Annotated in this window: 31 protein-coding genes, 1 tRNA gene and 1 pseudogene; 16 read left to right on the top strand and 17 right to left on the bottom strand. The window is 70.9% G+C overall.

What is annotated here, in order from left to right:
• Window positions 1-10: 10 nt before the first annotated feature.
• Complete coding sequence (locus ACGFU6_RS19320) at window positions 11-595, bottom strand: 5-formyltetrahydrofolate cyclo-ligase (RefSeq protein WP_393612239.1); 585 nt, start codon at window positions 593-595, stop codon at window positions 11-13.
• Between the two features lie 107 nt (window positions 596-702).
• Here ACGFU6_RS19320 and galU point away from each other — a divergent pair, with 107 nt between their 5' ends.
• From galU to ACGFU6_RS19285, 7 genes are all read left to right on the top strand, one after another.
• Window positions 703-1,605, top strand: a complete 903-nt coding sequence (gene galU, locus ACGFU6_RS19315; protein WP_393612237.1) for a UTP--glucose-1-phosphate uridylyltransferase GalU — start codon at window positions 703-705, stop codon at window positions 1,603-1,605.
• Window positions 1,606-1,609: 4 nt separating this feature from the next.
• Window positions 1,610-2,920: a gephyrin-like molybdotransferase Glp gene (gene glp / locus ACGFU6_RS19310; RefSeq protein WP_393612235.1), complete on the top strand. Its 1,311-nt coding sequence runs from the start codon at window positions 1,610-1,612 to the stop codon at window positions 2,918-2,920.
• A gap of 122 nt (window positions 2,921-3,042) precedes the next feature.
• Window positions 3,043-3,543 carry a cyclic pyranopterin monophosphate synthase MoaC gene (gene moaC, locus ACGFU6_RS19305; RefSeq protein ID WP_393612234.1) on the top strand — a complete coding sequence of 167 codons (501 nt, stop codon included), beginning with the start codon at window positions 3,043-3,045 and terminating at the stop codon, window positions 3,541-3,543.
• Complete coding sequence (locus ACGFU6_RS19300) at window positions 3,540-4,055, top strand: molybdenum cofactor biosynthesis protein B (protein WP_393612232.1); 516 nt, start codon at window positions 3,540-3,542, stop codon at window positions 4,053-4,055. The genes moaC and ACGFU6_RS19300 overlap by 4 nt, the downstream gene beginning before the upstream one ends.
• 17 nt (window positions 4,056-4,072) lie before the next feature.
• Window positions 4,073-4,687 (top strand): GNAT family N-acetyltransferase, encoded by a 615-nt coding sequence (locus ACGFU6_RS19295; RefSeq protein ID WP_393612230.1) that lies wholly within the window; start codon window positions 4,073-4,075, stop codon window positions 4,685-4,687.
• 163 nt (window positions 4,688-4,850) lie between these two features.
• Window positions 4,851-5,987 (top strand): gephyrin-like molybdotransferase receptor GlpR, encoded by a 1,137-nt coding sequence (glpR, locus tag ACGFU6_RS19290; RefSeq protein ID WP_393612228.1) that lies wholly within the window; start codon window positions 4,851-4,853, stop codon window positions 5,985-5,987.
• Window positions 5,988-6,083: 96 nt separating this feature from the next.
• Window positions 6,084-6,157: transfer RNA gene (locus ACGFU6_RS19285), tRNA-Ala, on the top strand.
• Window positions 6,158-6,393: 236 nt separating this feature from the next.
• On the opposite strand, the gene ACGFU6_RS19280 is transcribed toward ACGFU6_RS19285, so the two are convergent.
• From ACGFU6_RS19280 to ACGFU6_RS19265, 4 genes are all read right to left on the bottom strand, one after another.
• Window positions 6,394-6,570 (bottom strand): hypothetical protein, encoded by a 177-nt coding sequence (locus ACGFU6_RS19280; RefSeq protein WP_393612227.1) that lies wholly within the window; start codon window positions 6,568-6,570, stop codon window positions 6,394-6,396.
• A gap of 67 nt (window positions 6,571-6,637) precedes the next feature.
• Window positions 6,638-7,306 (bottom strand): IS3 family transposase, encoded by a 669-nt coding sequence (locus tag ACGFU6_RS19275; RefSeq protein WP_393612226.1) that lies wholly within the window; start codon window positions 7,304-7,306, stop codon window positions 6,638-6,640.
• Complete coding sequence (locus ACGFU6_RS19270) at window positions 7,246-7,509, bottom strand: hypothetical protein (protein WP_393612292.1); 264 nt, start codon at window positions 7,507-7,509, stop codon at window positions 7,246-7,248. Before ACGFU6_RS19270 ends, ACGFU6_RS19275 begins: the two co-directional genes overlap by 61 nt.
• Window positions 7,506-7,817 (bottom strand): transposase, encoded by a 312-nt coding sequence (locus tag ACGFU6_RS19265; RefSeq protein ID WP_393612225.1) that lies wholly within the window; start codon window positions 7,815-7,817, stop codon window positions 7,506-7,508. Before ACGFU6_RS19265 ends, ACGFU6_RS19270 begins: the two co-directional genes overlap by 4 nt.
• A gap of 310 nt (window positions 7,818-8,127) precedes the next feature.
• Between ACGFU6_RS19265 and ACGFU6_RS19260 the strand changes: the two genes are divergently transcribed.
• From ACGFU6_RS19260 to ACGFU6_RS19250, 3 genes are read left to right on the top strand one after another with little or no spacing between them, the layout of a single operon-like run.
• A complete protein-coding gene (locus ACGFU6_RS19260) occupies window positions 8,128-9,087 on the top strand; it encodes a helix-turn-helix domain-containing protein (protein ID WP_393612223.1) in 960 nt (319 codons plus the stop codon).
• A gap of 8 nt (window positions 9,088-9,095) precedes the next feature.
• Window positions 9,096-9,557: a cupin domain-containing protein gene (locus ACGFU6_RS19255; RefSeq protein ID WP_024494953.1), complete on the top strand. Its 462-nt coding sequence runs from the start codon at window positions 9,096-9,098 to the stop codon at window positions 9,555-9,557.
• Window positions 9,554-10,468 (top strand): NADP-dependent oxidoreductase, encoded by a 915-nt coding sequence (locus ACGFU6_RS19250; protein ID WP_393612221.1) that lies wholly within the window; start codon window positions 9,554-9,556, stop codon window positions 10,466-10,468. The genes ACGFU6_RS19255 and ACGFU6_RS19250 overlap by 4 nt, the downstream gene beginning before the upstream one ends.
• A 266-nt stretch (window positions 10,469-10,734) precedes the next feature.
• On the opposite strand, the gene ACGFU6_RS19245 is transcribed toward ACGFU6_RS19250, so the two are convergent.
• The 12 genes and pseudogenes from ACGFU6_RS19245 to ACGFU6_RS19190 all read right to left on the bottom strand — a co-directional run bounded on the left by ACGFU6_RS19245 (window position 10,735) and on the right by ACGFU6_RS19190 (window position 18,366).
• Window positions 10,735-10,920 carry a hypothetical protein gene (locus ACGFU6_RS19245; protein ID WP_393612219.1) on the bottom strand — a complete coding sequence of 62 codons (186 nt, stop codon included), beginning with the start codon at window positions 10,918-10,920 and terminating at the stop codon, window positions 10,735-10,737.
• A 221-nt stretch (window positions 10,921-11,141) separates the two neighbouring features.
• Entirely contained in the window at window positions 11,142-11,342 is a 201-nt protein-coding gene (locus tag ACGFU6_RS19240; RefSeq protein ID WP_393612291.1) for a hypothetical protein, read from the bottom strand.
• Between the two features lie 11 nt (window positions 11,343-11,353).
• Window positions 11,354-11,662: pseudogene (locus ACGFU6_RS19235) on the bottom strand (transposase); the annotation flags it as partial.
• A gap of 107 nt (window positions 11,663-11,769) precedes the next feature.
• A complete protein-coding gene (locus ACGFU6_RS19230) occupies window positions 11,770-11,991 on the bottom strand; it encodes a hypothetical protein (protein ID WP_393612218.1) in 222 nt (73 codons plus the stop codon).
• A 348-nt stretch (window positions 11,992-12,339) separates the two neighbouring features.
• Window positions 12,340-12,429: a hypothetical protein gene (locus ACGFU6_RS19225; protein WP_393612217.1), complete on the bottom strand. Its 90-nt coding sequence runs from the start codon at window positions 12,427-12,429 to the stop codon at window positions 12,340-12,342.
• Between the two features lie 5 nt (window positions 12,430-12,434).
• The gene (locus ACGFU6_RS19220; protein ID WP_393612215.1) at window positions 12,435-12,590 is read right to left on the bottom strand and encodes a hypothetical protein; all 156 of its coding nucleotides are present in this window, start codon (window positions 12,588-12,590) and stop codon (window positions 12,435-12,437) included.
• On the bottom strand, window positions 12,587-13,045 hold the full coding sequence (locus ACGFU6_RS19215; protein ID WP_393612213.1) for a Fic family protein: 459 nt from the start codon (window positions 13,043-13,045) through the stop codon (window positions 12,587-12,589). The genes ACGFU6_RS19220 and ACGFU6_RS19215 overlap by 4 nt, the downstream gene beginning before the upstream one ends.
• A gap of 589 nt (window positions 13,046-13,634) precedes the next feature.
• Window positions 13,635-14,858, bottom strand: coding sequence for a hypothetical protein (locus tag ACGFU6_RS19210; protein WP_393612211.1), 1,224 nt, complete (start codon window positions 14,856-14,858; stop codon window positions 13,635-13,637).
• A complete protein-coding gene (locus ACGFU6_RS19205) occupies window positions 14,858-15,025 on the bottom strand; it encodes a hypothetical protein (RefSeq protein WP_393612209.1) in 168 nt (55 codons plus the stop codon). Before ACGFU6_RS19205 ends, ACGFU6_RS19210 begins: the two co-directional genes overlap by 1 nt.
• 66 nt (window positions 15,026-15,091) lie before the next feature.
• Window positions 15,092-15,580, bottom strand: a complete 489-nt coding sequence (locus tag ACGFU6_RS19200; protein WP_393612208.1) for a DUF4265 domain-containing protein — start codon at window positions 15,578-15,580, stop codon at window positions 15,092-15,094.
• A 78-nt stretch (window positions 15,581-15,658) separates the two neighbouring features.
• Window positions 15,659-17,356: a phytoene desaturase family protein gene (locus ACGFU6_RS19195; RefSeq protein ID WP_393612207.1), complete on the bottom strand. Its 1,698-nt coding sequence runs from the start codon at window positions 17,354-17,356 to the stop codon at window positions 15,659-15,661.
• On the bottom strand, window positions 17,353-18,366 hold the full coding sequence (locus ACGFU6_RS19190; protein WP_393612205.1) for an LLM class flavin-dependent oxidoreductase: 1,014 nt from the start codon (window positions 18,364-18,366) through the stop codon (window positions 17,353-17,355). Before ACGFU6_RS19190 ends, ACGFU6_RS19195 begins: the two co-directional genes overlap by 4 nt.
• A 262-nt stretch (window positions 18,367-18,628) precedes the next feature.
• On the opposite strand from ACGFU6_RS19190, the gene ACGFU6_RS19185 reads away from it, so the two are divergent.
• The 6 genes from ACGFU6_RS19185 to ACGFU6_RS19160 all read left to right on the top strand — a co-directional run bounded on the left by ACGFU6_RS19185 (window position 18,629) and on the right by ACGFU6_RS19160 (window position 24,294).
• Entirely contained in the window at window positions 18,629-19,552 is a 924-nt protein-coding gene (locus tag ACGFU6_RS19185; protein ID WP_393612203.1) for a 3-oxoacyl-[acyl-carrier-protein] synthase III C-terminal domain-containing protein, read from the top strand.
• Window positions 19,549-20,889 carry an ATP-grasp domain-containing protein gene (locus ACGFU6_RS19180; protein WP_393612201.1) on the top strand — a complete coding sequence of 447 codons (1,341 nt, stop codon included), beginning with the start codon at window positions 19,549-19,551 and terminating at the stop codon, window positions 20,887-20,889. Before ACGFU6_RS19185 ends, ACGFU6_RS19180 begins: the two co-directional genes overlap by 4 nt.
• Entirely contained in the window at window positions 20,889-22,166 is a 1,278-nt protein-coding gene (locus ACGFU6_RS19175; RefSeq protein ID WP_393612199.1) for an alanine racemase, read from the top strand. The genes ACGFU6_RS19180 and ACGFU6_RS19175 overlap by 1 nt, the downstream gene beginning before the upstream one ends.
• Before the next feature lie 71 nt (window positions 22,167-22,237).
• A complete protein-coding gene (locus tag ACGFU6_RS19170; protein ID WP_393612197.1) occupies window positions 22,238-22,501 on the top strand; it encodes an acyl carrier protein in 264 nt (87 codons plus the stop codon).
• Between the two features lie 3 nt (window positions 22,502-22,504).
• Window positions 22,505-23,359, top strand: coding sequence for a hypothetical protein (locus ACGFU6_RS19165; RefSeq protein WP_393612196.1), 855 nt, complete (start codon window positions 22,505-22,507; stop codon window positions 23,357-23,359).
• Window positions 23,356-24,294 carry a 3-oxoacyl-[acyl-carrier-protein] synthase III C-terminal domain-containing protein gene (locus ACGFU6_RS19160; RefSeq protein WP_393612195.1) on the top strand — a complete coding sequence of 313 codons (939 nt, stop codon included), beginning with the start codon at window positions 23,356-23,358 and terminating at the stop codon, window positions 24,292-24,294. The genes ACGFU6_RS19165 and ACGFU6_RS19160 overlap by 4 nt, the downstream gene beginning before the upstream one ends.
• The last annotated feature ends 1 nt before the right edge of the window (window position 24,295 follow it).

Raw genomic sequence — 24,295 nt, 5'->3', positions numbered from 1 at the left:
CCGCCGCGCTTCAGCCGCCGCCGAAGCGCCGCGGTCCCGCCGGTGTCACGACCGCGTCCACGGGGTGGTCGTGCGGTTCCTCCGGGACCCGCGCGACCACCTCGTCGTCGTACAGCAGGACGACCAGGGCGGGATGCGCCCCGGCCGCCGAGAGCCGGGCCAGTACCCGGTCGTAGCTGCCGCCGCCCCGGCCGAGCCGCATCCCGCGCCCGTCCACCGCCAGGCCCGGCAGCAGCACCGCTCCGGCGTCCAGGACGGCGTCGGGGCCGAGCCGCTCGCCGCCCGGCTCCAGCAGCCCTCGGCCGGCCTTCCCGAGGCGCCCGGGGCCCTCGTACGGCGCCCAGTCCAGGTCGTTGTCCGGCAGGAGCACCGGCAGCAGCACCCGGACGCCCCGCGCGCGCAGGGCGTCCAGCAGAGCGCGGGTGCCCGGTTCACGCCCCACCGAGACGTACGCGGCGACGGTACGGGCCCCGGAGAGCTCGGGGAGCGCGAGCGCGTGACGGGCGAGAACCGCGGCGGCCCGTTCGACGTCCTCATCGGTCAGGAGGCGCCGTGCGGCGAGCAGTTCGCGCCGCAGTAGTGCCTTTGCGGACATGTCGGTGTTCAACGGGGCACCTACAGATCTCTCGTACTGGCATATATGAGTACAAAGTTAACCGGAGGCTCATCTTCCGCCCATGTGCGCCGGTTAAGGTTCTGCGCATGACTCAGTCGAACCCCAGGATCAGCAAGGCTGTCATTCCGGCGGCGGGCCTCGGTACCCGCTTCCTGCCGGCCACCAAAGCCACTCCCAAAGAGATGCTGCCTGTCGTCGACAAGCCTGCCATCCAGTACGTCGTCGAAGAGGCGGTGGCCGCCGGTCTCTCCGACGTACTGATGATCACCGGTCGCAACAAGCGTCCCCTGGAGGACCACTTCGACCGCAATTACGAGCTGGAGTCGGCGCTCACCCGCAAGGGCGATGCCGAACGGCTGCGCAGGGTGCAGGAGTCGAGCGACCTGGCGACGATGCACTACGTCCGCCAGGGCGACCCGCGCGGCCTGGGCCACGCCGTCCTGTGCGCGGAGCCCCACGTGGGCGACGAGCCCTTCGCGGTGCTCCTCGGCGACGACCTGATCGACCCGCGCGACCCGCTGCTGGCCCGCATGGTGGAGATCCAGGAGCGCGAGGGCGGCAGTGTCATCGCGCTCATGGAGGTCGCCACCGAGCTGATCCACCAGTACGGCTGCGCGGCCGTCGAGCCCACCGCCGAGGGCGATGTGATGCGGATCACCGGCCTGGTCGAGAAGCCGGAACCGGCCGACGCGCCCAGCAACCTCGCCATCATCGGCCGCTACGTCCTGGACCCCGCGGTCTTCGGCATACTGCGCCGGACCGAGCCCGGCCGCGGTGACGAGATCCAGCTGACCGACGCCCTGCAGCTGCTGGCCGAGGACGAGAAGACCGGCGGCCCGGTGCACGGGGTCGTCTTCAAGGGCCGCCGCTATGACACCGGTGACCGGAGCGACTACCTCCGTGCCATTGTCAGACTCGCGTGCGAACGTGAAGACCTGGGCCCGGAGTTCCGGACCTGGCTCCGCAGTTACGTCACCGAGGAGATGTAAGACCTTGAGCAGCACGATCTGGTCGGTGGACGAGCACCTGCAAGACATCCTCGCCGCCGTGAAGCCGCTCGAACCCATCGAGCTGCAACTGCCCGACGCACAGGGCTGCGTCCTGGTCGAGGACGTCGTGGTGGAGATCGCCCTGCCGCCCTTCGACAACAGCTCGATGGACGGCTACGCGGTCCGCGTCTCCGATGTGGAGGGCGCTACCGAGGAGTTCCCCGCGGTCCTCACCGTCATCGGTGACGTCGCGGCGGGCGATGCCGGACTACTCGGCGACCAGCGGGTGGGGCCCGGCGAGGCAGCCCGCATCATGACCGGCGCCCCGCTGCCGGCCGGCGCGGAGGCCGTGGTCCCGGTCGAATGGACCGACGGCGGCACGGGCGAGGGCCCCGCCGCCTCGATGCGCTCCCACAGCGACGCCCCGGAGGGCGCGCGCGGCGAGGTCCGCGTCCACCGCCCGGCCGAGGCCCGTGCCCACGTCAGGGACCGGGGCAGCGACGTCAGGCCGGGCGATCTGGCCCTGCGCGCCGGCTCGGTGGTCGGACCGCCGCAGATCGGCCTGCTCGCGGCGATCGGCCGCTCGACGGTGAAGGTGCGGCCCCGGCCGCGCGTCGTCGTCATCTCGACCGGCAGCGAACTGGTCCAGCCCGGCGAGGAGCTGACCGGCGGCCAGATCTACGACTCGAACAGCTTCGCGCTGACCGCCGCCGCGCGCGACGCCGGAGCGATCGCCTACCGGGTCGGCGCCGTCACCGATGACGCGGAGACGCTGCGCGCCACGATCGAGGACCAGCTGATCCGCGCGGACATCGTCGTCACCACCGGTGGCGTCAGCGTCGGCGCGTACGACGTGGTCAAGGAGGCCCTGTCCTCGGTGGGCGACGAGGACGAGCCGGGCAGCGGCATCGACTTCCGCAAGCTGGCCATGCAGCCGGGCAAGCCGCAGGGCTTCGGCTCCATCGGCCCGGAGCACACCCCGCTGCTGGCCCTGCCGGGCAACCCGGTCTCCAGCTACGTCTCGTTCGAGCTGTTCGTACGGCCCGCGATCCGGACCCTGATGGGCCTGCCGGACGTGCACCGCCCCACCGCCAGGGCCACCCTGGTCTGCGACAAGGCGTTGTCCTCGCCCGACGGCAGGCGGCAGTTCCTGCGCGGGACGTACGACGCCGAGGCGGGCACCGTCACGCCCGTGGGCGGTTCCGGATCGCATCTGATCGCGGCTCTCGCCCAGGCGGACGCGCTGATCGTGCTGCCCGAGGACGTCACCTCGGCGGAGCCCGACGCGGACGTCGAGGTGATCCTGATCCGCTGAGCGGCGCCGGGTGGCGGTACGGTATCTGCCGCTGTGCCTTCCGGGGGACACCCCCCGGACCCCGGGCCCGCACCCCGGTGCGGCTCAGGGGCATCCGGCGCCCTACCGCTAGGCGGAGTTAGTTGAGTACGCAGAACAGGCTGACGCATATCGACGAGGCGGGCGCCGCCCGCATGGTCGACGTCTCCGAGAAGGACGTCACCGCGCGCGTCGCCCGGGCCAGCGGCCGGGTCCTCGTCTCGCCGCGCGTCATCGAACTGCTCCGGGGCGAAGGGGTCCCCAAGGGCGACGCCCTCGCCACCGCGCGCATCGCCGGGATCATGGGGGCCAAGCGCACCCCCGACCTGATCCCCCTCTGTCACCCGCTCGCCGTCTCCGGCGTCAAGGTCGACCTGAGCGTGGCCGACGACGCGGTGGAGATCCTCGCGACCGTGAAGACCACGGACCGCACGGGCGTGGAGATGGAGGCCCTGACCGCGGTGTCGGTCGCCGCGCTCACCGTCGTCGACATGATCAAGGCGGTCGACAAGGCCGCGGTCATCACCGACATCCGGGTCGAGACGAAGTCGGGCGGCAAGTCCGGCGAGTACGTCCGCACCGCACCCGCCGGAGCGGACGCGTGAGCGCCCCCGAGTCCTCCGCCGGCTACCGCGCCCTCGTGGTGACCGCGTCCAACCGGGCCGCCGCCGGGGTCTACGCCGACAAGGGCGGCCCGCTGATCGCCGAGGCGCTGACCGGGCTCGGCTTCACCGTGGACGGTCCGCAGGTCGTCCCCGACGGCGATCCCGTCGAACAGGCGCTGCGGGACGGGGTGGCCGCCGCGTATGACGTCATCGTGACCACCGGCGGCACGGGCATCTCGCCCACCGACCGCACCCCCGAGGCGACCCGCCGGGTCCTGGACCACGAGGTCCCCGGCATCCCCGAGGCGATCCGGGCCGAGGGCCGGGACAAGGTGCCCACGGCCGCGCTCTCACGCGGTCTGGCGGGCGTGGCCGGCCGCACGCTCGTCGTCAATCTGCCCGGCTCCACCGGCGGGGTGCGCGACGGGCTCGCGGTCCTGACCCGACTCCTGGTGCACGCCGTCGACCAGCTCCGCGGCGGCGATCACCCCCGACCCGGGAGCCCGAGCTGAACGTCCCGACCTGGCCGGTGACCCTGGTGGACGGCGACGTCACCCTCCGGCCGATAAAGCTGCGCGACCAGACCATGTGGCGCGAGGCCAACCGGCGCAACCGGGACTGGCTGCGGCCCTGGGAAGCGACCGTGCCGCCGCCCGCCCCCGGCGGTCCGGTGGCCCAGCGCCCCACGTACCGGCAGATGATCCGCCATCTGCGCTCCGAGGCCAACGCCGGCCGGATGCTGCCGTTCGCCATCGAGTACCGGGGCCGGCTGGTCGGCCAGCTGACCGTCGCCGGGATCACCTGGGGCTCGATGTGCTCGGGCCATGTCGGCTACTGGGTCGACCAGGACGTGGCCGGCCGAGGGGTGATGCCGACCGCGGTCGCACTCGCCGTCGACCACTGTTTCCGCGCGGTCGGACTGCACCGGATCGAGGTGTGTATTCGCCCGGAGAACGCGCCCAGCCGTCGGGTGGTGGCGAAACTCGGATTCCGTGAGGAAGGGATCCGGCCCCGCTATCTCCACATCGACGGCGCCTGGCGCGACCACCTGATCTACGCGCTCACGGCCGAGGAGGTGCCCGACGGGCTGCTCCGGAGGTGGCGGCGGGCCAGGCCGGAGCACCCTGAACATCGCACTAAATGAAATATATGTTCGAAATTGATCGCCGTTTGACTGCTAACGGACGAGCAAACGCCGACTGTTGATCCGAACAATCACAAAAAAAGTCCGTGATATCAGCAGGATCGCGCGACACACCGCGCCAATTGGCGGATGCCTCCAGGCAAACCCCTCTACGGTGTGAGATGTGAGCAGCAGCGGCCTCATCTACGCAGTCATCGTCGGGGCCTGGGCCGCCTACTTGGTGCCGATGTGGCTCCGCAGGCAGGACGAGCTCAACGAAGCCCGTCCGACGGAACGCTTCAGCACCGCCATCCGGCTGCTGTCCGGACGGGCGGCAATGGAGCGCCGGTATGCCAAGGGGCTGCAGGAGCGCACCGACGATGAGGCGGCGCCCGGCGCCGAACCGGACGTGAGCACGGATCGAATGGATTCCGTCGACGTCCGGAACTTCTCCGCGCCTCCGGCGCACACCGAGGCCCGGGTCCACGACCCGGCCCGTACGCCGGAGCGTGCACCGAAGCAGCGCCCGGCCCGGGAACGCCCGGCATCTCCCACCGACCCCGCACCCGCCCGGCGCGCTCGCCCGCGCCCCGGCGGGATCGACGCCGAACGAGCCCGGCGCGCGCAGCGCACACAGGTTCTCGCACGCCGTCGGCGTACCACCGTCGTCCTCTTCCTCGCCTTCACGCTCGGCGCGGTCGTCGCGGCGGTCGGCGGCCTCGGCTTCCTCTGGGCCCCCGCGGTTCCCGCGGTGCTGCTGAGCACGTACATCGTGCATCTGCGCGCCCAGGAGCGGCGCAGGTTCGCCTTCACCATGGACCGGCGACGGGCCGAGGTGGCGGCGCAGCACCTGCGCGAGAACCGCACGCGCCGGCACCAGCCCGCCGCGACGGCCCCCGCGGAGTCCGACGAGGACCCCGAAGCGCGCCACCCCGCCCCCGAGCCCACCCCCACGGTCTCCCCGCAGGAGGCCGGCCGCCGCGCCCTGGTCGAGCAGACGGACCACGCGGAGTGGGTGGACCAGCAGCGCGAACGCGGCCGGGTCCAGGGCGACAGCTGGGAGCCGGTCCCGGTCCCGCTGCCGACCTACGTCACCGCCCCGGTCGCCCCGCGCGCCTCGGGCGGCGTCGAGGTCGGCAACCCGGAGACCTGGAGCGCGGCCCGCTCCAGCACCGCCGAACCCACCCAGCCCCCGGCACCCCCCGTGGACCCCGCCCCGCGCCAGCGCACCAACCAGTCCCGCCGCTCCCGCGACCGGGGCCGGACCCCCCTCTTCGACCAGTACGACGAGGACGACCGCCCGCGTGCGGCCAACGAGTGAGGCCTCCGCCCCGCGCCGGGACGCCGACTCGGCTGACCAGCACCTAACCGATTTCCGAGCACCCCGTTGAGGGTGCTAAAGTTTCACTCGTTGCAAGGGCCTGTGGCGCAGTCTGGTAGCGCACCTCGTTCGCATCGAGGGGGTCTGGGGTTCAAATCCCCACAGGTCCACCGCACCGCAGGGCCGTTCACGAGTTAGCTCGTAAGCGGTTCACGAGTCCCGTCCGATCACATTGATCGGGCGGGATTTCGTCGTTTCTGGGGCTCGTCGGGAGGTCTGGGTGCGCAGGTTATGTCGAGCTGGCATGTGCCTTGTGGCCTGTGGGTGTGGTGCGGGCATGGCGGCGCACGCCGATCGGGGAGTTCGGCGTGCGAGGGTGGGCTGGAGTTGTCGTACGGAGCCAGGTTCAGCGGGAGCGCGGAGGCGGGTGGCGCCCGTTATCTGCTTCCGGCAGCGCGATGCGCGGGGTGCCGAGCGGGGGCAGGGGGCCGGTGGCGTCGAAGTCGGCGTCGGTGAGTTCGTCCGGGCCGGTGCGCTCGGTGAGCCAGGTTTCCAGAACGGTCAGGTTGGCGACGGTGAGCATGACCGCCAGGAGGAGGGTCTGGGCGACTGAGCTTGTTCCGCTTTGACGGACACCTTTGGTGTGGTGGTCAGGCTGCGAGTGCGGTCTCGTACTCGGCGGGGCTGAGGTAGCCGAGGCTGCTGTGAAGTCGGTGCAAGTTGTACCAGCCCTCGATGAAGTCGAAGATCGCGGTGCGGGCGGCGGCCCGGCTGGGCCAGGCGGACGTGCCGAGGAGTTCGCGTTTGATGGTCAAGAAGAACGACTCTGCGAGCGCGTTGTCCCAGCACTGTCCGGTACGGCCGACCGACAGCCGTATTCCGAAGTCGGCTGCTAGAGCGGCGAATTGGTGGCTGGTGTATTGGCAGCCGCGGTCCGAATGGAAGATCACGGGACGGGCGGGGCGACGTTGTCGGCAGGCGGCTGTCAGCGCGTCGGCCACTAGCTCGGTCCGCAGGTGATCAGCGGTTGCCCAGCCGACCACGCGCCGGGAGGCGATGTCGATGACCGTGGCCAGATAGAGCCAGCCCTCCTCGGTCGGGACATAGGTGATGTCGCCGCACCAGCGGGTATCGAGCCCGGTGCTGTCGGGCTGGAAGTCCCGGACGATGAGGTCGGGACGCAAGGCAGCCCCGGGATCGGGAGTCGTGGTCACCTGCCGTCGGCGGCGGTGTCGGCCCTGCAGGCCGGCGGCCCGCATCAGTCGCGCGACACGACGGCGGCCGCACCCGGCGCCTTCGCGGTTGAGCGCGGCATGCACGCGCGGAGCCCCGTAGGTCCCACGCGATTTCGTGTGACTTCTGTGATCTGCACGGTCAGCTCGGCATCCCGCACCGCACGGGGGCCGGGCGGACCGGAGCGACGGGCATAGAAGGCGGTCCTGGAGACCTTCATCAGCTCACACGCCCGTTTGACGCTGTGACCTGCCTGCTTCTCCGCCTCGATGAACGGGTGCACCGTCACCGGGTCTCCTTCGCGAAGAAAGCTGTGGCCCGCTTGAGGACGTCGACATCCTCACGCGGACGGCGGTTCTCCCGCCGTAGCGCGGCCAGTTCCTCGCGCTCGCTGCTGGTCAGCCCGTTGCGTTCGCCCGTGTCGACCTCGGCCTGCTTCACCCAGTCCCGCACTGCGGTCTCGGTGAGCTCGAAGTCCTTGGCGACCTGTCCGGCCGAGCGGTCGCCTCGTCGGCAGAGCCCGACAATCTCGGCCTTGAACTCCGGCGTGAACGAACGTCGAGGGCGGCGAGGCTTCTTCTTCCCCATGCTCTCCATGATGGACATCCTCCCGGGGCTGAACCCCTGATCTCGAATGTCCGCCAAAGCGGATCAAGCCCAGTTCCTTCCTTGCACTATTCCCGTGGGTTCCCCAGCCCACTGGAGCCGGGCCCGACATCCCATGAGCTGGAGAGTCAAACGCGAGTGCCTTTACTCGGTTGGACCAAGCGGTTGCCCCACGGTCGGTTGAAGCAGCGCTCGACGACGCTGCGGCCGGTGTAGCACCCGGGAGAGATGCGGGCCGGCGCCGTTGTAACCCCCGCCGAACACCGTGCCCGAGCAGAAGTGTCGCCCTTATCATTGACCGGTGACCGGCAACCTTGAGACGTTCCAGGACGAGCTGGCCGCCAGCGGGTTTCCGCCGCTGGTCAACAAGCTGGCCGGGGCCAGCTTCCGGGGCCGGATCGCCACCCGTGACCTCGGGCCGCTGCGGCTGGTCTCCCTCGTTACGCCCGAGAGCGCCTGCATCGGGCGGGAACGCGATGCCTCCGACGGCGAGAACCTGGCGGTCAAGGTGATGACCCGGGGCCGGACGCGGATCGAGCAAGGGCGCGGCGACGCCGAACTCGGGCCGACCGACCTGGTACTGCTCGATCCCACGCGTACGCTCCGGTTCGAGAGCACCGCCGCGGCGCACGTCACCATCCTGGTTCCGCGCCGGGAGCTTCGGATCCGGCCCGCGCAGATCGACCGGCTCATCGGCGTACGCATCGACGGCAGCCGCGGCCCGGGCGCTCTCGTCTCCGTGCTGGCCCGGGCGTCGGCGCGGTCGGCGACCGAGTTCCGCGAGGCGGAGGCGCTGCGGTCGGCGGCGGCCGTCGTCGAGCTGATCGCGGTCGCGCTGGAGGCCCGGCTCGGCGATGAACAACCGGCCCCGGACGAGTGGCTGCGGAACCGGATCGCCGGCTACATCGAGACCCGGCTGGCCGATCCCGATCTGTCCCCGCCCGGCATCGCCGCCACCCACAACATATCCGTACGCCGGCTGCACAAGCTGTTCGAGGACCAGCCGCTCACCGTCGCGGCCCTGATCCGCCGTCGCCGCCTGGAGCGCTGCCGGGCCGAGCTGACCGGAAGCGGACGTACGGTCACCGCCGTGGCCGCCCGGTGGGGATTCTCCGATCCCACCCATTTCAGCAAGCTCTTCAAGGCGACGTACGGCTACAACGCCCGCGCACTGGTAACCAGCAACCGTGCACAGACGACCAAGACGCGCACAGTCGGCCCGGACAAGGATGGTGGTGACCAAGGCAGGCAACAGCAGTAGGAGAAGTCGTGGCGAAGGTAAACATCGTCCGCCCCGGTGAGGGCGAGATCCTCGGCAGCGGGGCGCAGCAGATCCGCATCCTGGAGAACGGCGAGCACACCGACCACCGGCTGGGGTTCGCCGAGGTCACCATTCCGCCGGGCACCCCGAGCCCGTTGCAGCATCGTCACGCCCAGCATGACGAGGGCTTCTACGTGCTGGCGGGAACTTTCCGGTTCACCGTCGGCGAGGACCAGTACGACGCCGGGCCGGGCACCTGGGTCATCGTGCCGACCGGGGCGCCGCACACGTTCGCCAACGTCGGCGACGAGAACGCGGTCATGCTGAACACCTTCACGCCGGACCTGTATGTGCAGTACTTCCGCGACTTCAAGGCCATGATCGATTCCGGGCAGCCGGTCAACGCCGAGACCATGCAACCGCTCTGGAAGAACTACGCCACCGAGATCTCGAACGAATACGCCTCGTGAAGCGCCTTCAATACGACCGCTACGGCGGCCCGGAGGTGATGCGGCTCGCTGAGTTCGAGCCACCACGCCCGGGTCCGGATGAGGTTCTCGTCCGCGTCCGAGCGGCGGCTTCCAACGCGCTGGACTGGAAGATGCGCAACGGCGGGATGAAGCTGATGACCGGCCGCTCCTTTCCCCGGGCGATGGGGCACGACTTCGCCGGAGTCGTCCAGGCGGTCGGCGCTGGCGTCACCCGCCTGAAGGCCGGCGACGCGGTACTCGGCCGGGCTCGGTTCCGGCAGGCCGGGGCGTTCGCCGAGATGGTGACGGCCCTGGAGAAGGCGGTCGTGCTCAAACCGGTGGACCTTTCGTACGAGCAGGCCGCCGCCCTGCCGACCGTGGGTGTGACCGCCTACCAGGCCACGGCGGAAATCCGGCCCGGGCAGGCGGTCTTCGTCAACGGGTGCTTGGGCGGGGTGGGCCGGGCCGCCGCCCAGTTCGCCCGGGCGCGGGGAGCCTCGGTCGCCGGCAGCTGCCGCAACCCTGCGGCCGACGAGGCCCGCGAGCTCGGCGTCGAACCGGTCGTGGGTTTCGGCTTCGACCCGGCCGCCCTCGCGGAACGGTTCGATCTCGTCCTCGACACGCCCGGCATGCTTCCCTTCGCCGCGGCCCGAACGCTGCTGAAGCCCGGCGGAACCATCGTCGACATCGTCCCGACCCCGGCCAAAATGATCAGAAGCGCACTGCCCGGCCCGTTCCGGGCGATGACGGGCCGGCCGGTGGCCGCAGACCTGGAGGAGGTGGCCCGGACCCTGCGCCTGCCCATCGCCCGTACGGTCCCGTTGGCCGAGGCGATTCGCGCCCTGACGGAGCTGGAGCGCGAACAGCGCCCGAAGGGCGGCAAACTGGTCATCGCCATGGTCGGAAGCTAAGCCGGGCCGAGCTAGACGACGCCCCACCGCCCGTGCATGATCACTGATACCAGGTCAAAACCCATCCAGGACACGCCCTAACGAGGCGAGTCGCGCCCGAGGTGTTGCCGTGCCACTGAGCTTGTCGTGCTCGGCCCTCCCGGGCCCCCGGCCGCCGTGTCCGGTGGCGCGCTCCCCAGCCCGCGGCGCTGACCCCAGCCCCGCGGTAGCCCACATGTCCTATACGAAGGCGGGCCGGACAACGGGTGTCCGGTCCGCCTTCGTGATCAGGCAGCTGCGGCGAAGCTCGCCGCGACCTCAGCTCTGTTCAGCTCGTCCGCCGAGGCGATCCGTATCTCCAGGTCGCCGGTGCCGAGATGGCCGACGCCGCGCAGGTCCAGGGTGAAGCCCGGGGCCAGGTGGACGGTCGTGGGGTCGACATTCAGGACCGCGACCAGGGAGTCGCGGGTCACCCGCACGCACGCGAAGTTGCGGCGACGACAGCGCTGGTGCAGCGCGGTTGAAGCGCCAGCCTTGCGATTCGAGGATCGCTCCGCCGCCTTGGACGCCGCTCATCGTGGCGATATTGCCTACGCATCAGTTGGCGTTGCGTTCAGCGGCGGCATGCCACCATCCAGGCGTGGCTCCGGAGACGGTTGCAGCCGGTTGGTCTGGATGCAATCTGCGGGGCAGCTCAGAGTGCTTTGGCCTGTATCCGCACGTTGAACCAACCGTGCCAATGGCCGTCGGAGGCGACGCCGCAGGCCAGGCCCCAGGAGATCTCGCCGGGCTCGAAGGCGAGGGCTTCGGCCGTGCCGTAGCGGGTGGTGTCGCATGTAGTGGCCTGGTCGGGAGTGTGCCGGGAGTCCGGCTTGGAGAAGGTGAGGACGGCCACCGTGCTTGCGGGGTGGAGCGACGCGGTCCGGCATCGCGGAGCATGACCCGGTCCGAGCGGAGCCGGCCGACCAGCTCGACGAGCAGATCGGCCAGGACGTAGGCGAGACGGGTGACGTCGTAGCCGGTGTCCATGACGACGAGAATGTCCGCGTCGCCCGGCCGCCACTGCCCGGCGTGCACAAGCTGGGTGACCACCTCGCGGAGTGTGGGTCGAAGGCGGACGGGATGGGAGCTGGGATGAGGTGGGTGGTGATGGCGGAGCGGATACGCAAGAAGCACCCTCTCTGGGCAGTCTCCGGGCCGTGAAAGGGTGCTCATGATTGCCCAACGCCAACCACCGATGACGGCTTGACCGCAGGTCACAGCGTTGATCGATTACATGACCGCAGGTCGAAGAACCGGCGATTCACTTGCAGAACAACAAGTCAGTCCTTGCCCGCGCGCTTTCGGATGTCCATCGCCAAGGCGACACCCAGCATCAGCACGGCCATGCTGATTCCGAACGTGAGACTGTCGGACCAGGTGTCTTCCCAGAGGCGTGACACCACCCCGACGAGCGCCCCGTATGCCACCGATATGCCTATGCGTTTCCCCCACAGCGCCATGGAGCGCTCGTACCCCGGCAGGTGGACCGCAAGCTTCATCATGACCTCGCTAGCCGTCGTTGCCGTACAGCAGCGAAGTACCGCAACCACGCCGACCACGGGGGATGTTCAGCGCCCGGGAGTGGCCCGCGGGTCTGTACGGCACACTCCCGCGGATCTTCCCCTCACGGAGGACGCCCACCAGCCGATCCTCGGCAGTCACATTCCCATGAGCTGGTGGACGGTCGTCGATGCTTCGTGGGCGTCCCGTGAAGTGAACGAGAGTGCTGGAAAGGCCAGAGTGAATGCCTACGCCGGGTGAGGGCCTCATCCGTCTCCTTCGCGGTTCGACAGAGTATGGCCATGAGCTCGTCGCGGTGAGGCGTGAGAAAGGAAGCAGGCTGTGAGCAGTCAGTCAGCAGCAGACGGATGGCGCCACCAGTGACTGCAGCCGTCGGAGCAGAAGTGCTCACGGCTTCGCGCGTCGGCAATCGCGAGCACCGCGATCAGAGCCCAAAGCCCTCTCCGCGTTCGTCGATCCGGCCTCGTGGAATCAGCACTGCCTGCTCTTCCTGGCCGAGTCTGTCGAGCCCCTCGATGCCCTGGGACATCGGGCGCAGCCCCTGCGCGAGCCCGTTGGGCAGGACGTCACGTTCGTTCATGACTGCCTCCCGTGAGACGGACGTCGCTGCGCAGCGGTGATCAGGATTCCGAGGAGCACCGCCAGATCGGCCGCGCCTTCTGCGTCGTCCGCCCAGCGGGTGGTCTGCAGTGGGTGAACCTGGTCGAGGAGGATGCCTTCGCGGGCCAGGATGAAGGCCAACGCCAGCATGGCCGCGCGGGCGTTGCCGTCCTCGAACGGATGGAAGAAGAGGATGTCGAGGTAGGTCCGGGCAGCACGTGACGGGAGGGGCAGATCAGGTTGATAGTGATCGGACAGACAGCGCTCGAACAGCGCCTGCGTATCGGGTGCAAGACCGTAGCGCTCCCGTCCGCCCTTCGCGAAGGCCGGCATCGTGCGGAAGCCGACCAGGTCGTGGCCCAGCACAGTCCGCTGCCAGTTCGCCATGAGGGCGAAGGCCAGCGGCCTATCCTGCTCAGCGTCGGCGAAGGCCACGTCGAGAGCGGTCAGGAACCGTGCGGTTCCCCCGCTGTCACGTCCGCCTCGCGTTGCCATGAAGGAATTCCGGAAGCCGTCGCGGGCCGGTGCCTCCGAGACGAGGCGCGCGCCGCACCAAGGCGGCCAGGAGACCTCCGGCCGGATGAGCAGCCAGTCGGCAAGGCCGTCCTTCGGTTGGCCGGGACCGGAAGTTTGCCGTAACGACCTGCCAGGAACTCGGTGACGGGATCCACCGAACGCCAGCGATCCTCGCGAGCGACTTCAGCGCTGGGCAGCAAGGGCGCGACGAGGCTTGCCAATTTCTCCGCCGCATCGTCGTCCATCTCGAACAGATGCCGAGCCGGATCTACATCTGCCCACGTCAGGGTATGTGCCTTCAGTTCACTCACCGTCCCACTCTGCCTTGCGTGGCAGCCCCGACTCCACTCCATATCGAGCGGTCGCCCCATCAGCGGGAAACGATCTCCGGTCAACTGGGAAGCGATCTTCAACTGCTTCCGTCGCGCCTGGTCAGAAACACTCGTGAACACCCCACCGCACACACGAGATCCCGTCCGATCGCAAGATCGGGCGGGATCTTCGTCGTTCACAGGGCTGAGGTGTTCGGCAGTACGTCTTCGAGGACGAGGTCCGCAAGGACAGCCAGTGCCAGGCTGCGAAGGTCCGCATTCGGGGACGCGGCCTTCTCCGCGAGGCCGGGCAGCCAGGAGGCGAGCCGTTCCAGTGCGGGTGCCAAGCCCTTTCGGTCGTCTGAGAGCAGCACCGCCGCGAGCGACACGACATCGGCACGGGAGCTGCCTGCCGGAGCGGGGAGGGCGGCCAGCCCTGGGAGTACGCGCTGGTCATGAGCGTCGCAGAGCGCCGTGAGTGCGGCGAGAGCGAATCGGGTGGCATCGCTTTCGGTCTCCCAGCGGGACATCAACACCGGCAGCGCGCTGCCGATGGCCCGCCGTGTAAGGCAGTCGGCCGCGGGCTCCTCCCGGACACCACCGAGTGCGGCGGTGCGATCGGCCAGGGAGACCGCTGCCGCGGGCCCCGAAGCGGCGAGCCGCAACAGGTCGCAGAGCAGAACCAGCCGGCAGCCGGGCGCGACACCGTCGTCGCGGATCAGCTCCGTGAGGAACGGGACGGCCTCGACCGTGGTGTCGGTGCAGGTGCCTTGGTGGGCCACGGAATCCACCAGATCGCCGAGAAACTGGCCCGCCGTCTCATACGGCTCGCCGAAGGCGAATTCAGCGTCCAGCAGCCACCCCACGGCATCCGGCGCTTCCTGCGCGCTGCCGTACACGCGCTCCGCGACCGCCACCACGGCCCGGACCACCGCTGCGGGCTCACCGGCCGCGCTGCGCTGCCACGGAGGACCGGCCGGGGGCCGCGCGGGGTCTTCGGGAAGGGGGCACGGAACGGCGACCTCGGCACCGGGCCGCTCATGGACCAGACCGTCCCGTGCGAAGACGCCTTCGAGCGTCTCGGCGTGCCCCTCGCTGCCTCCCTGCTGAAAACCGCCGTGGACACGGGCCACCTGGGCCACCCGGATCCGTTCGCTCCGGAGAAACGGTTCGAGAGCCATGCGCGCGTGGCCGCTGTGGACGGCCAGGGAGAAGACCTGCCACCAGCGCTCCAGCTCCGGGTCCATGGACGGCTTGCCGTACCAGAAGCTCGACGGGATGAACCGGAAGTGGTCGTGGGCGCGTACCGCCGTCAGCCGGTGCCCCATGCCGGACAGCTCTGCCGCGGCGGCGCGGGCGGCGTCCTCGCTCGGCAGGCTCAGCACGTACTGGACTCCCCAGGCGGGAGGTGCGGCGGCCATCAGCCGCACTGCCGGGGTTCGGCCGCGGCCGGCTCCGCCTCCGACCGGGCGGTCAGCGGCGGACAGAGCTTCGGTCCGGCTACGTCGGGACGCATGCCAGGGCGGAGCAGGTCGAGCCGCTTCTGCGAGGCGGGGGAGCGCAGGCCGTCCCGGGAACCATGTGTCATGCGCCCGATCATCCACGGCGGCACTGACAGAGATCCCGGTGGCCCTCCCGCCGCACACACAGTGGCTCAGTCCATGGCCGTGGACCTCCAAGCGGTGGTGACACACCCTTCTTCCCAGTGCCACCACCTCTTTACCTCGCCGCGTTCCAAGAGCTTGCGGATTCGCGGCAGGTCCGCCTCCGGCGGGACATCCAGTGCGACCATCCGGAATCTCTCGATTCCCTCTCCCGTCGTGCCGAGCTTGTGGAAGGCCCTCAGCACGCTCTGCCGGGCAGCGGCTGATCCGTCGCCCTTGAGCACGATCAGCCGGATGGTGCAGTTCTCCGAAGCCCGGACCGTCTTTCCAGCCCAGCGGATGCCTTCATCGTCGATTTCAACCCGGATGATGTCCCCGCAGACGACGCCGCGGACGAACCACGGGGTATTGTCCAGCCGCACCGTGCCGTCGCCTAGGTCCACGGACCACAGGCTCTCGACGCTCGACGGCGGCCAGCCGTCCTCGTCCATGTCCATTCGGAAGTGGACCTTCACGTGGTGGTCACCGATGCTCGTCACCGCGCCATCATCCGCATCATGTCAACCGGCCGCCCGGCCCGGCGGATCTGCCGGCGGAGGTGCGCCGCGCCGGCCGCGTCAGCCGATGCGGGCCGGCCCCCGTCCGATGCGGGCCGGCCCCCGTCCCGTTCGGCGGGCGGCGCCTCGGGAGGCGGCCAGGGCGTCCCAGTCGGTGCCCCGGCCGGGCAGGAGGTCCGGGTCGCCCAGGATCTGGCCGGCGTGGATCTCGGGCAGGAGGCGCCGCCCCAGGATCTGGCCGGCGCAGATGATGCCGCTCAGGGCGGCGCCGGTCACGCCCGTTCCGTAGCGGGTGCTGGCGCCGACGACGTGGAGGCCCTCGATGGGGGTGCGGGTGTCGGGACGGCCGCCGGCGCGGCCCCACGAGGCCAGGCCGTACGGGGTTCCGCCGGTGGAGCGGGTGTAGCGCTCCTGGGTGAGGGGGGAGGCTGCCTCCAGGTGGACCACGTCCTTCCGGAAGGGGCCGACGACGCCCTCGGCCGCGGTCAGCATCGCCTCGGTGAGCCTGTCCTTGGTCTTCCGGTAGGTGTCGTTGCGGCGGTAGCGCTCGCCGTCGGCGGGGCCGGCGTCCAGCCCCCAGTGCCCGTATCCGGGCGGACACAGCGTCATCACCTGGAAGTTGCTGTGTCCGGGCGGGCTCACGTTCGGGGAGCCCGGGTCGCGCTGCGAGGCGAACGACATGAACAGCAGGGGCACGGGGTCGATGTCCCCCTCGGCCACCCGGCGGTACGAGGCGTCGATGTCGTCGTCCGCGTACCACCACACATTGGCGTTGCGCCGCTCCGGCAGCGGCCGGTCGAGCGCGACGTAGAGGCAGGCCAGGGGCAGGGCCATCGTCGCCTCCCGGGCCCTCTTGACCAGGGGGCCCGGGAGGTGGGCGTCGCCCACCAGGTCCAGGACGGTCCTGCGGTAGTCGGCGTTCGAGACGACGAGCGGTGCGGTGAAGTGCCGTCCGTCCGTGAGGGCCACGCCGGCGGCCCTGCCCCCGTCGACGAGGATGCGCTCCACCGTGCTCCGGGTCAGGAGCCGGCCGCCGTGCGCTTCGAGCACCTCGACCAGGCCGGCGGCCAGCATCTGCCCGCCGCCCCGGGGGTAGTACGCCCCGCGCATGTAGTGGTCGGTGATGTTCGCGTGCATGGCGACCGTCACCTGGGACGGACTCATCCCGTAGTTGAGGGACTGCGCCGCGAGCAGCGTCCTGGCGGCCTGCGACAGCCCGCAGTGGTCGAACAGCGCGCTCAGCGTGCGGCGCCCCCAGGCGAACGTCGTGGGAGCCCGCCGTATCTGCTCGGCGGCCGTCAGATCACGGTCGGACAGCGACATCGCGTACGACTCCGCCCCCAGCGAGGCGCACACGTCGGCGAAGAGGTCGAAGCCCGCCGCGTCCCCGGGCAGCGTCTCCTTCAGGCGGCGCCGGTACTGCGGCCAGCCGGCGGGCACGTGCATGGACACGCCCGGGAAGACGATCTCGTCGAAGCCGTCCTGGTCCATCTCCAGGAAGGAGACCCGCTCGCCGAGCCCGAGACCGCCGAACACCGACGGCAGGATGCCCCCCGGACCGCAGTCGCCCAGGTAGTGCACGCCCACATCGAACTCGTACGCCCGCCGGCGCCGGAACACATGGCTGTTGCCGCCCGCCACGTCGTGCTGCTCGACCACGAGCACCCGCTGCCCGCCCGCCGCGAGATAGGCGGCGCACACGAGGCCGCCCATCCCCGAGCCCACGACGATCGCGTCCCACGCCGCGTCGTCCGTCACGGGGCCACCACCGACTCGGGCGCCAGCTTCTCGGCGTGGCGCAGGGCGAGCGCCGCGTGGTGGAGATCGGCCTCCTCGTGGGGGACGTTCAGGATGACCGTGGAGACGCCCATGGCCAGGTAGCGGGCGAGATACGCGCCCACCTCCTCGTAGGAGCCCACCAGATAGGGGCAGTACTCCTTGTACGTGCGCAGGGGGTGCATCCAGTACGGGGAATGCTCCACCGCCGGGGCCGCCGCGTCCTCGGACAGCCGGTCCATCCACACGGAGTCCGAGAACCGGTTCGCGATCCGGTACTGCCGCTCGCCGTCGGGGTCGTCGGGGAACCGGTCGTGCGCCGTGCGCCAGGCCTCCTCGCGGTCGTCGCGGGCGATGATGCCGATGCGCAGGCCGCCGCCGCGCAGCTCCGCCGAGCCGGGCTCGTACTCCTGGAGGGCGCGCGGATACCGCAGCCGGACCACGCCCAGCCGCCGCTCCGCGTCCAGGCAGGCGTCGGACGAGCCGGCCACGAACATCCGGGGGAGCAGCGCCTGGTCGGCGGGCGGGAACAGGCCGAGCCTGCGGACCCGGTAGTACTCGCCCTCGTAACTCACCGGTTCCGGCGAGGTGAGCAGCCGGCCGATCACCTCGCCGTACTCGATCAGCCGCTCGTAGCGGGCGTCGTGCTCCAGGGCGTCGCCGATCGTGCGCATGCGGTAGGGGCTGCCCCCGGTGATCAGGTTGAGGTCGACCTGCCGCCCGTACAGGAACGCCATCGAACTGACCATGCGGGCCACGCTGTAGGGGTGCATGTACGGGGGCTGCGCCGCGACCAGGGGCACCAGGCGTTCGCTCCGCTGGATCAGCATCTGGGCGGCCGCCCACGGGTCCACGACATCGTGGTCGGTGAAGATCAGCAGCCCCCGCAGGCCGGCGTCGTCCGTCCAGCTTGCCGAGCGGGCGAGATCGCGGCGGAACTCCTCCGGCCGGGCCCGGGACGAGGGCGGGCAGGTGGCGTAGACGTCGAGCAAGGTTCCTCTTCTCCTCACCGGGGCGCGCACGCGGAGCGCCGTGCGGGCCTCAGGACAGCACGCGCGCAACGGCGCCGACAGGCAGATCGACCGGCAACTGGGCGCCGCGCAGTTGCCGCCCAGTTGCCTGGACGGCACCGGTGGATGCTCGCAGTCTTGTCGGGCCGGGGCATCCGGAGGCGCCGGTGGACGGGCGGGACGAGCGGGGGAGGCAGGAGTGCTGTACGTCAGACGTGTGGCACCCTTCGTGCCCCGAAGCCGCATGAGCGTCGCCGAGTTGCAGGCTCCGCTGGAACTGACGGATGCCCAGGTCCAGCTCTACGAGCGGTTCCTCGGGATGCGGCGGATCGCCGTGGCCCCGGAGCACTCGGTCCTGGACATGCTGACGGCCACCGGTGAGTCGGCCCTGGCCGGCGCCGACCGGGCCGGGGTGCGCTACCTGATCCACGCCCACACGATGCAGCACGCGGTGCCCGACTCGGCCGTTCTGCTGGCCCGGCTGCGCGGCGGTCTCGGCCTCGAGCACGCCCGGAGCTTCGCGCTCTCGCACCAGAACTGCGCGGCCGGGCTGTACACGCTCCGTATCGCCGCCTCGCTCCTGAGGGCGGAGCGGCCCTCGGACACGGCGCTGCTCCTGGGCGGCGAGAAGATCCTCTCCCCGCTGGTGCAGCGGAACGCCGGACTCACCCTGCTCGGTGAGGCGGCGGCCGGCTGGCTCGTCGGCGGGGAAGGGCCCGGACACGAGGTGCTGTCGGTGGCGTACCGGGTGCTCAGAGGGTTCCACGACGTGTTCGGCATGACGGACGAGACGCGACGGCGTTACGAGCGGGCCTACATCCCCACGATCGCGGAGGTCGCGAGGGAGGCGGCCGAGGCGGCCGGGACCAGCCCCGAGAAGCTCGCGCTGATCCTCCCGCACAACGTCAACCGGCTGTTCCTCCAGCAGTTCGGCCGGTCCCTGGGCGTGCCCGTCGAGCGGGTGTTCACGGACAACGTCTCCGAGCTGGGGCACTGCTTCTGTGCCGACCCCTTCATCAATCTCTCCAGCGCTCTGACCGCGGGCCTGCTCCGCACGGGCGATCTGGCTCTCCTGGTCTCCGCAGGGCTGGGAGCGACGTTTTCGGCGGCTGTCATTCGCGTGGGCGAGGAAGTGGGGACGAGCGTGGGCGAGGTAGCGGGCACATGACGTTCAGTGAACGGCTCAAGGAAGCGGTCACCGGGGACTCCGGCGCGAGCTTCGTCTATCTCAGCAACTTCGAGGTCGAGCGGGTCTGGGGCGCGGACGAACCCAAACTCCCCGGCAGCGGACTGTCCTTCTCGGCGGTGACCGTGAACCGCATGGAGGAGGTCGGCGTACTCCTCGCCGACCGGCAGGACGCCGTGGTCCTCAAGGAACGCGTCGACCCGGACTACCTGGGCTACCTCGAGGGCCTGGACGCCGTGCACGGCGCCCTGCTGATGGTGGACGGCAACGACCCCGAGCACTCGGTCACCGAGGACGCGCTCGAATCGCCGGACCTGCTGGCCACGCTGAAGGCCCTCGACGACGGCCGAACCTTCCTCGCGCCGCTGGGGATCTCCGAGCGCGAGGAGCGGCTGTCCCAGGCCACCGGGCTCCCGCTGGCCGGGCCGTCGGCCGAGGTGTGCAAGCGGGTCAACGGCAAGATCTTCAGCCGCGAACTCACCGAGCGCAACGGCCTGGAGACCATCCCCGGCACCGCCTGCCGCACGGTGGACGAGCTCGCCCGCGCCCTGGACCTGCACCTGGCGCGCTCCTCCCGCGTCGTGGTCAAGGAGTCCATGGGCGTCTCCGGGCGCGGCATGGTCGTCCTCGACTCGCCCGAGCGTGCGGCGCGGCTGGTGCGGATGATGGGCCGGCGCGGCCCGGACGCGCCGGTGCGGCTGGTGGTGGAGGAGTGGATCGACAAGGCCTACGACCTCAACTACCAGTTCATCGTGGCCCGGGACGGCACGGTGGGCTTCGAGACGGTCAAGCGGGCCCTCACCGAGAACGGGGTGCACCGAGGCCACGCCTTCCCGCCCGAACTGCCCGGCGGAGCCGAGGACCGGCTGCGGGAGAGCGCCGAGGTGATCGGGGCCCGGCTCCATGCCGAGGGCTACTTCGGGCTGGTCGGCGTCGACGCGCTGATGGGCACCGACGGGCGGCTCCACCCCTGCCTGGAGATCAACGCCCGCTTCAACATGGCGACTTACCAGAACCGGTTCGCCGAGAGGTTCGTCGGGCCGGGGCAGCACGCCCTGGCCGGGGTGATCGACCTCAAGCCCGTGCGCCGGCACTCGTTCGACGAGGTGCGCGAGGCGCTGGACGGCCTGCTGTACGACGAGCGGTCCCGGACCGGGCTGCTGGTCAACAACTTCTCCACCCTCAACGCCGCCGTCGACCAAGGGCGCCGAGGCCAGGGCCGGCTGTACGGCATCGCCGTGGCCGACAGCGCCGCAGGGGCGCGGGACATCCAGGTCGCGGCGGAAGAACGGCTCGCAGAGATGACGCGGAAGGCATGATGGACGACTTCGACTGGCGTGACCTGGCCCAGCGGTTCGGGACCCCCGCCTATGTGTACGACGGCGACGCGCTGGCCCGGCAGATCACCGGTCTGCGTGCGGCGCTCCACCGGGACCTGGAGATCTTCTTCTCGCTGAAGTCCAACCCCAACCCGGCCGTCTACGCCATCCTGCACGCGCACGGGGCGCGGGCCGAGGTCTCCTCGCTGGCCGAGCTCACCACCGTACTCGCGGCGGGCACCGCGCCCGAGGACATCCTCTTCCTGGGCCCCGGCAAGAGCGAGCGGGAGCTGGCCGCCTGCATCGACAACGGGCTCTACGCCATCGTCTGCGAGTCCTTCCAGGAACTGGCCGCCATCGACCGGCTGGCTGCCGAACGCGGCGTACGCCAACGGGTGATGCTGCGGGTCAACCCCGCCTACTCCGTGTCCGGTTCACGGCTGACCATGGGGGGCAAGCCCCGGCAGTTCGGTATCGACGAGGCGGCCGTGCTCGCCGCCGGTGACCTGGTCGAGCGGCACGAACACGTGCACATCGCCGGCGTCCAGGCCTACCTGGGCACCCGGATCCTGGACGCGGACGTGGTGGTGGGCAACACCGCCTACATCCTCGACCTGAGCGAACGCGTCAGCGCGGCCCTCGGTATCCGCCTGGACGTGGTGGACGTGGGCGGCGGCCTCGGGGTCCCCTACTTCGACGGCGAGGAGGAGCTCGATCTCAAATCCCTCCAGGCCGGGTTGAACCCGTTGCTCGACACCTTCCGCGCCGCGCACCCCGGCACCCGGCTGATCATGGAGTCGGGCCGCTACCTCACCGCGGACGCCGGGACCTACCTGGTGGGCGTCCGGTACACCAAGGAGTCCATGGGGGAGCGGTTCGCCGTCACCGACGGCGGAACGCACCACCACATGGCGGCCGTCGGAATCGGCTCCTTCGTCAAGCGCAACTTCCCGATCGACCTGCTCGCCGGCGGAGACGGGGACGGGGGCGACGGGGACGGGGACGCCGCGCCCGAGGCGATGCCCGCCGCCCGCTGGACGGTCACCGGACCCCTGTGCACCCCCAACGACACCATCGGCAAGAAGGTGGCGCTGCCCGCCCTGCGGCCCGGCGACCTGCTCGGGGTACGGCGGTCGGGGGCCTACGGGCCGTCCGCCTCGCCGGTGCTCTTCCTGAGCCACGGCTACCCGGCCGAGGTGCTCGTGACGCAGGGGCAGGCGCGTCTCATCAGGGACCGCGACACCACCGACGACCTGCTCGCCAAGTACCGGCCCTAGGCCGTGCAGGTACCGACCGCACCCGCACCCGAAGCCCGACCCACGTCATCGCGCCACGAGGAGCCCGACCCATGGACCGCACCCAGACCATCGCCCAGCTCCGGGCCACCCTTGCCGAAGTCCTGGACAAGGAGATCCCCGAACTCACCGAGGAGACACGGCTGTTCGAGGACCTCGCACTGGACTCCACCAGCGTCATCGAGATGCTGATGGTCATGGAGGACACCATGGGCCTGGAGATCGACCCGGAGGAACTGGAGCCGGAGGTGTTCGCCACCGTCGGCAGCATCACCGACTACGTGCTGTCCATGTCGGCCGCCGGTGCGGCGAGCTGACCCGTGCCCTCATCCTCCACCGCGCTCCGCCCGCCGGGCCGGGGGCCGGCCCTCACGGTACGGCGCCCCTCCGGGCGGTTCTTCGCCGAACGGCGCGGCACCCTCGACGCAGTCGAGCACAGGTACCTGAGCGACCTGCTGGGCGCGGCCGGCGACTCCGGCGCCGAGGCACTCGCGGACAACCGGTCCAACGAGAACACCTACGCACGGATGACCGCCGAACTCCTCGGCGACCTGGCCGAGCCCCTGCCGCCGCTGAACCGGGTGGTGCTCGCCTACGCACTGCCCGACCCCGCGATCCGCGAACTCGCCGGATGCTCCGTCGCCGACCTGTGCGCCGGGGACCCCGACGTGTTCTCCGTGTCCGGGCAGGGGGCCGGGGCGCCGTTCACCGCCCTCCGGATCCTCGCCGCCACGCACGAGGAAGGCGCGCTGGACGGCGGTGCCTGCCTGGCCTTCGACCAGCGGACCGGCCCGCTCACCGGGCTGCGCCCCGGCGCCGTCGCCGGGACGGACTCCGTCGTCCTGCTGCACACCACCGCGACGGGAGGGCGTCCGCTGCGCTTCCTGCGGGACACCGGGGCCCGGGACCTGCCGGCCGCGCTGGCCGACGCGGCACGCTCCTTCCCCGCCGACCACCTCTTCCTCGGGCCCGAACTGGCCGCCTCGGCCGGTTCGGCGTGGACGGGGCCGGGCGAGGTGCACCTCGTACCCCCGCTCCTGCCGTGCACCGGCCTGTGGCGCGCCGCCTCGCGGCTCTGGGACCACCCGGGACCGCTGCTGCTCGCCGACACGGACCCCGTGTCCGGCCGCCTGTACGCGGCCGGGTTCGGCGCCGAGGAGGGACCGGGCCGGTGACGACCGCGATCTCACCGGTGGCCGTACGGCTGCCGCGCACCCGGGAGCCGGTCTCCGCCATCCTGACCAGGGCCGGCCGCTCCGACGCCGAACAGCGGATGTTCCAGCGCATCTACGGGCTGCGCGACACCCGCGTGCTGGCCGGGGACGAGACCCTTGAGGACCTTCTCGCCGACGCCGGTACGCAGGCGCTGGGCGGCCACCGGCCCGACCTGGTCCTGTACGGCCACACCGTGCTGACCCAGAGCATGGCCTACCGGCCCGGGTTCGCCCGGCGGCTCGGCGACCGGCTGGGCGCACCGGGGGTGCCCGTACTCGGGATCACCCAGACCGCCTGCACCTCGGTGCTGCACGGCATCGACCTGGCGTCCCGCTGGCTGCGCGGCCCCGGCACGGCCGGTGAGCGCGTCCTCGTGCTCGGCGGCGACCAGGGCTCGGTGTCCGACGCGGTACGGATCATCCCCAGCGTCACCGTCGCCGGGGACGGTGCGGCGGCCGTCGTCGTCCACCGGGGCACGGACCGCTACGCCTACCTGGGCGGCGCCCACGCCAAGGACACCCGCTTCCACCGAAACATGGCCCTGGAAGCCGGGGAACGCCGCCTCTTCGGCCCGGCCACGGAGGCGGGCGCCGTGCGGGTGGTGGGCGACGCGGTGGCGGCGGCCGGACTCACGCTCACCGACATCGACTGGATCCTGCCGCACCACAACAACGCCATGTTCTGGCGGGGCTTCGCGCGGACCACCGGCTTCCCGCGCGAGCGGATCGCGCTGGACCTGCTGCCCGAGTACGGCCATGTCTTCGGGATCGACGGCCTGCTCGGGCTGGAACACCTCGACCGTACGGGCCGCCTCCCGGCGGGAGGGCGCGGAGTGCTCGTCGCCCTGGGCCAGGGCGCGTACTTCCGGGCCGCCGTCATCGAACGCAAGGAGTGAA

The organism is Streptomyces sp. NPDC048462 (assembly GCF_043200175.1).
Classification (GTDB): Bacteria; Actinomycetota; Actinomycetes; order Streptomycetales; family Streptomycetaceae; genus Streptomyces.
This window is presented reverse-complemented; position numbering and strand designations above follow the sequence as displayed.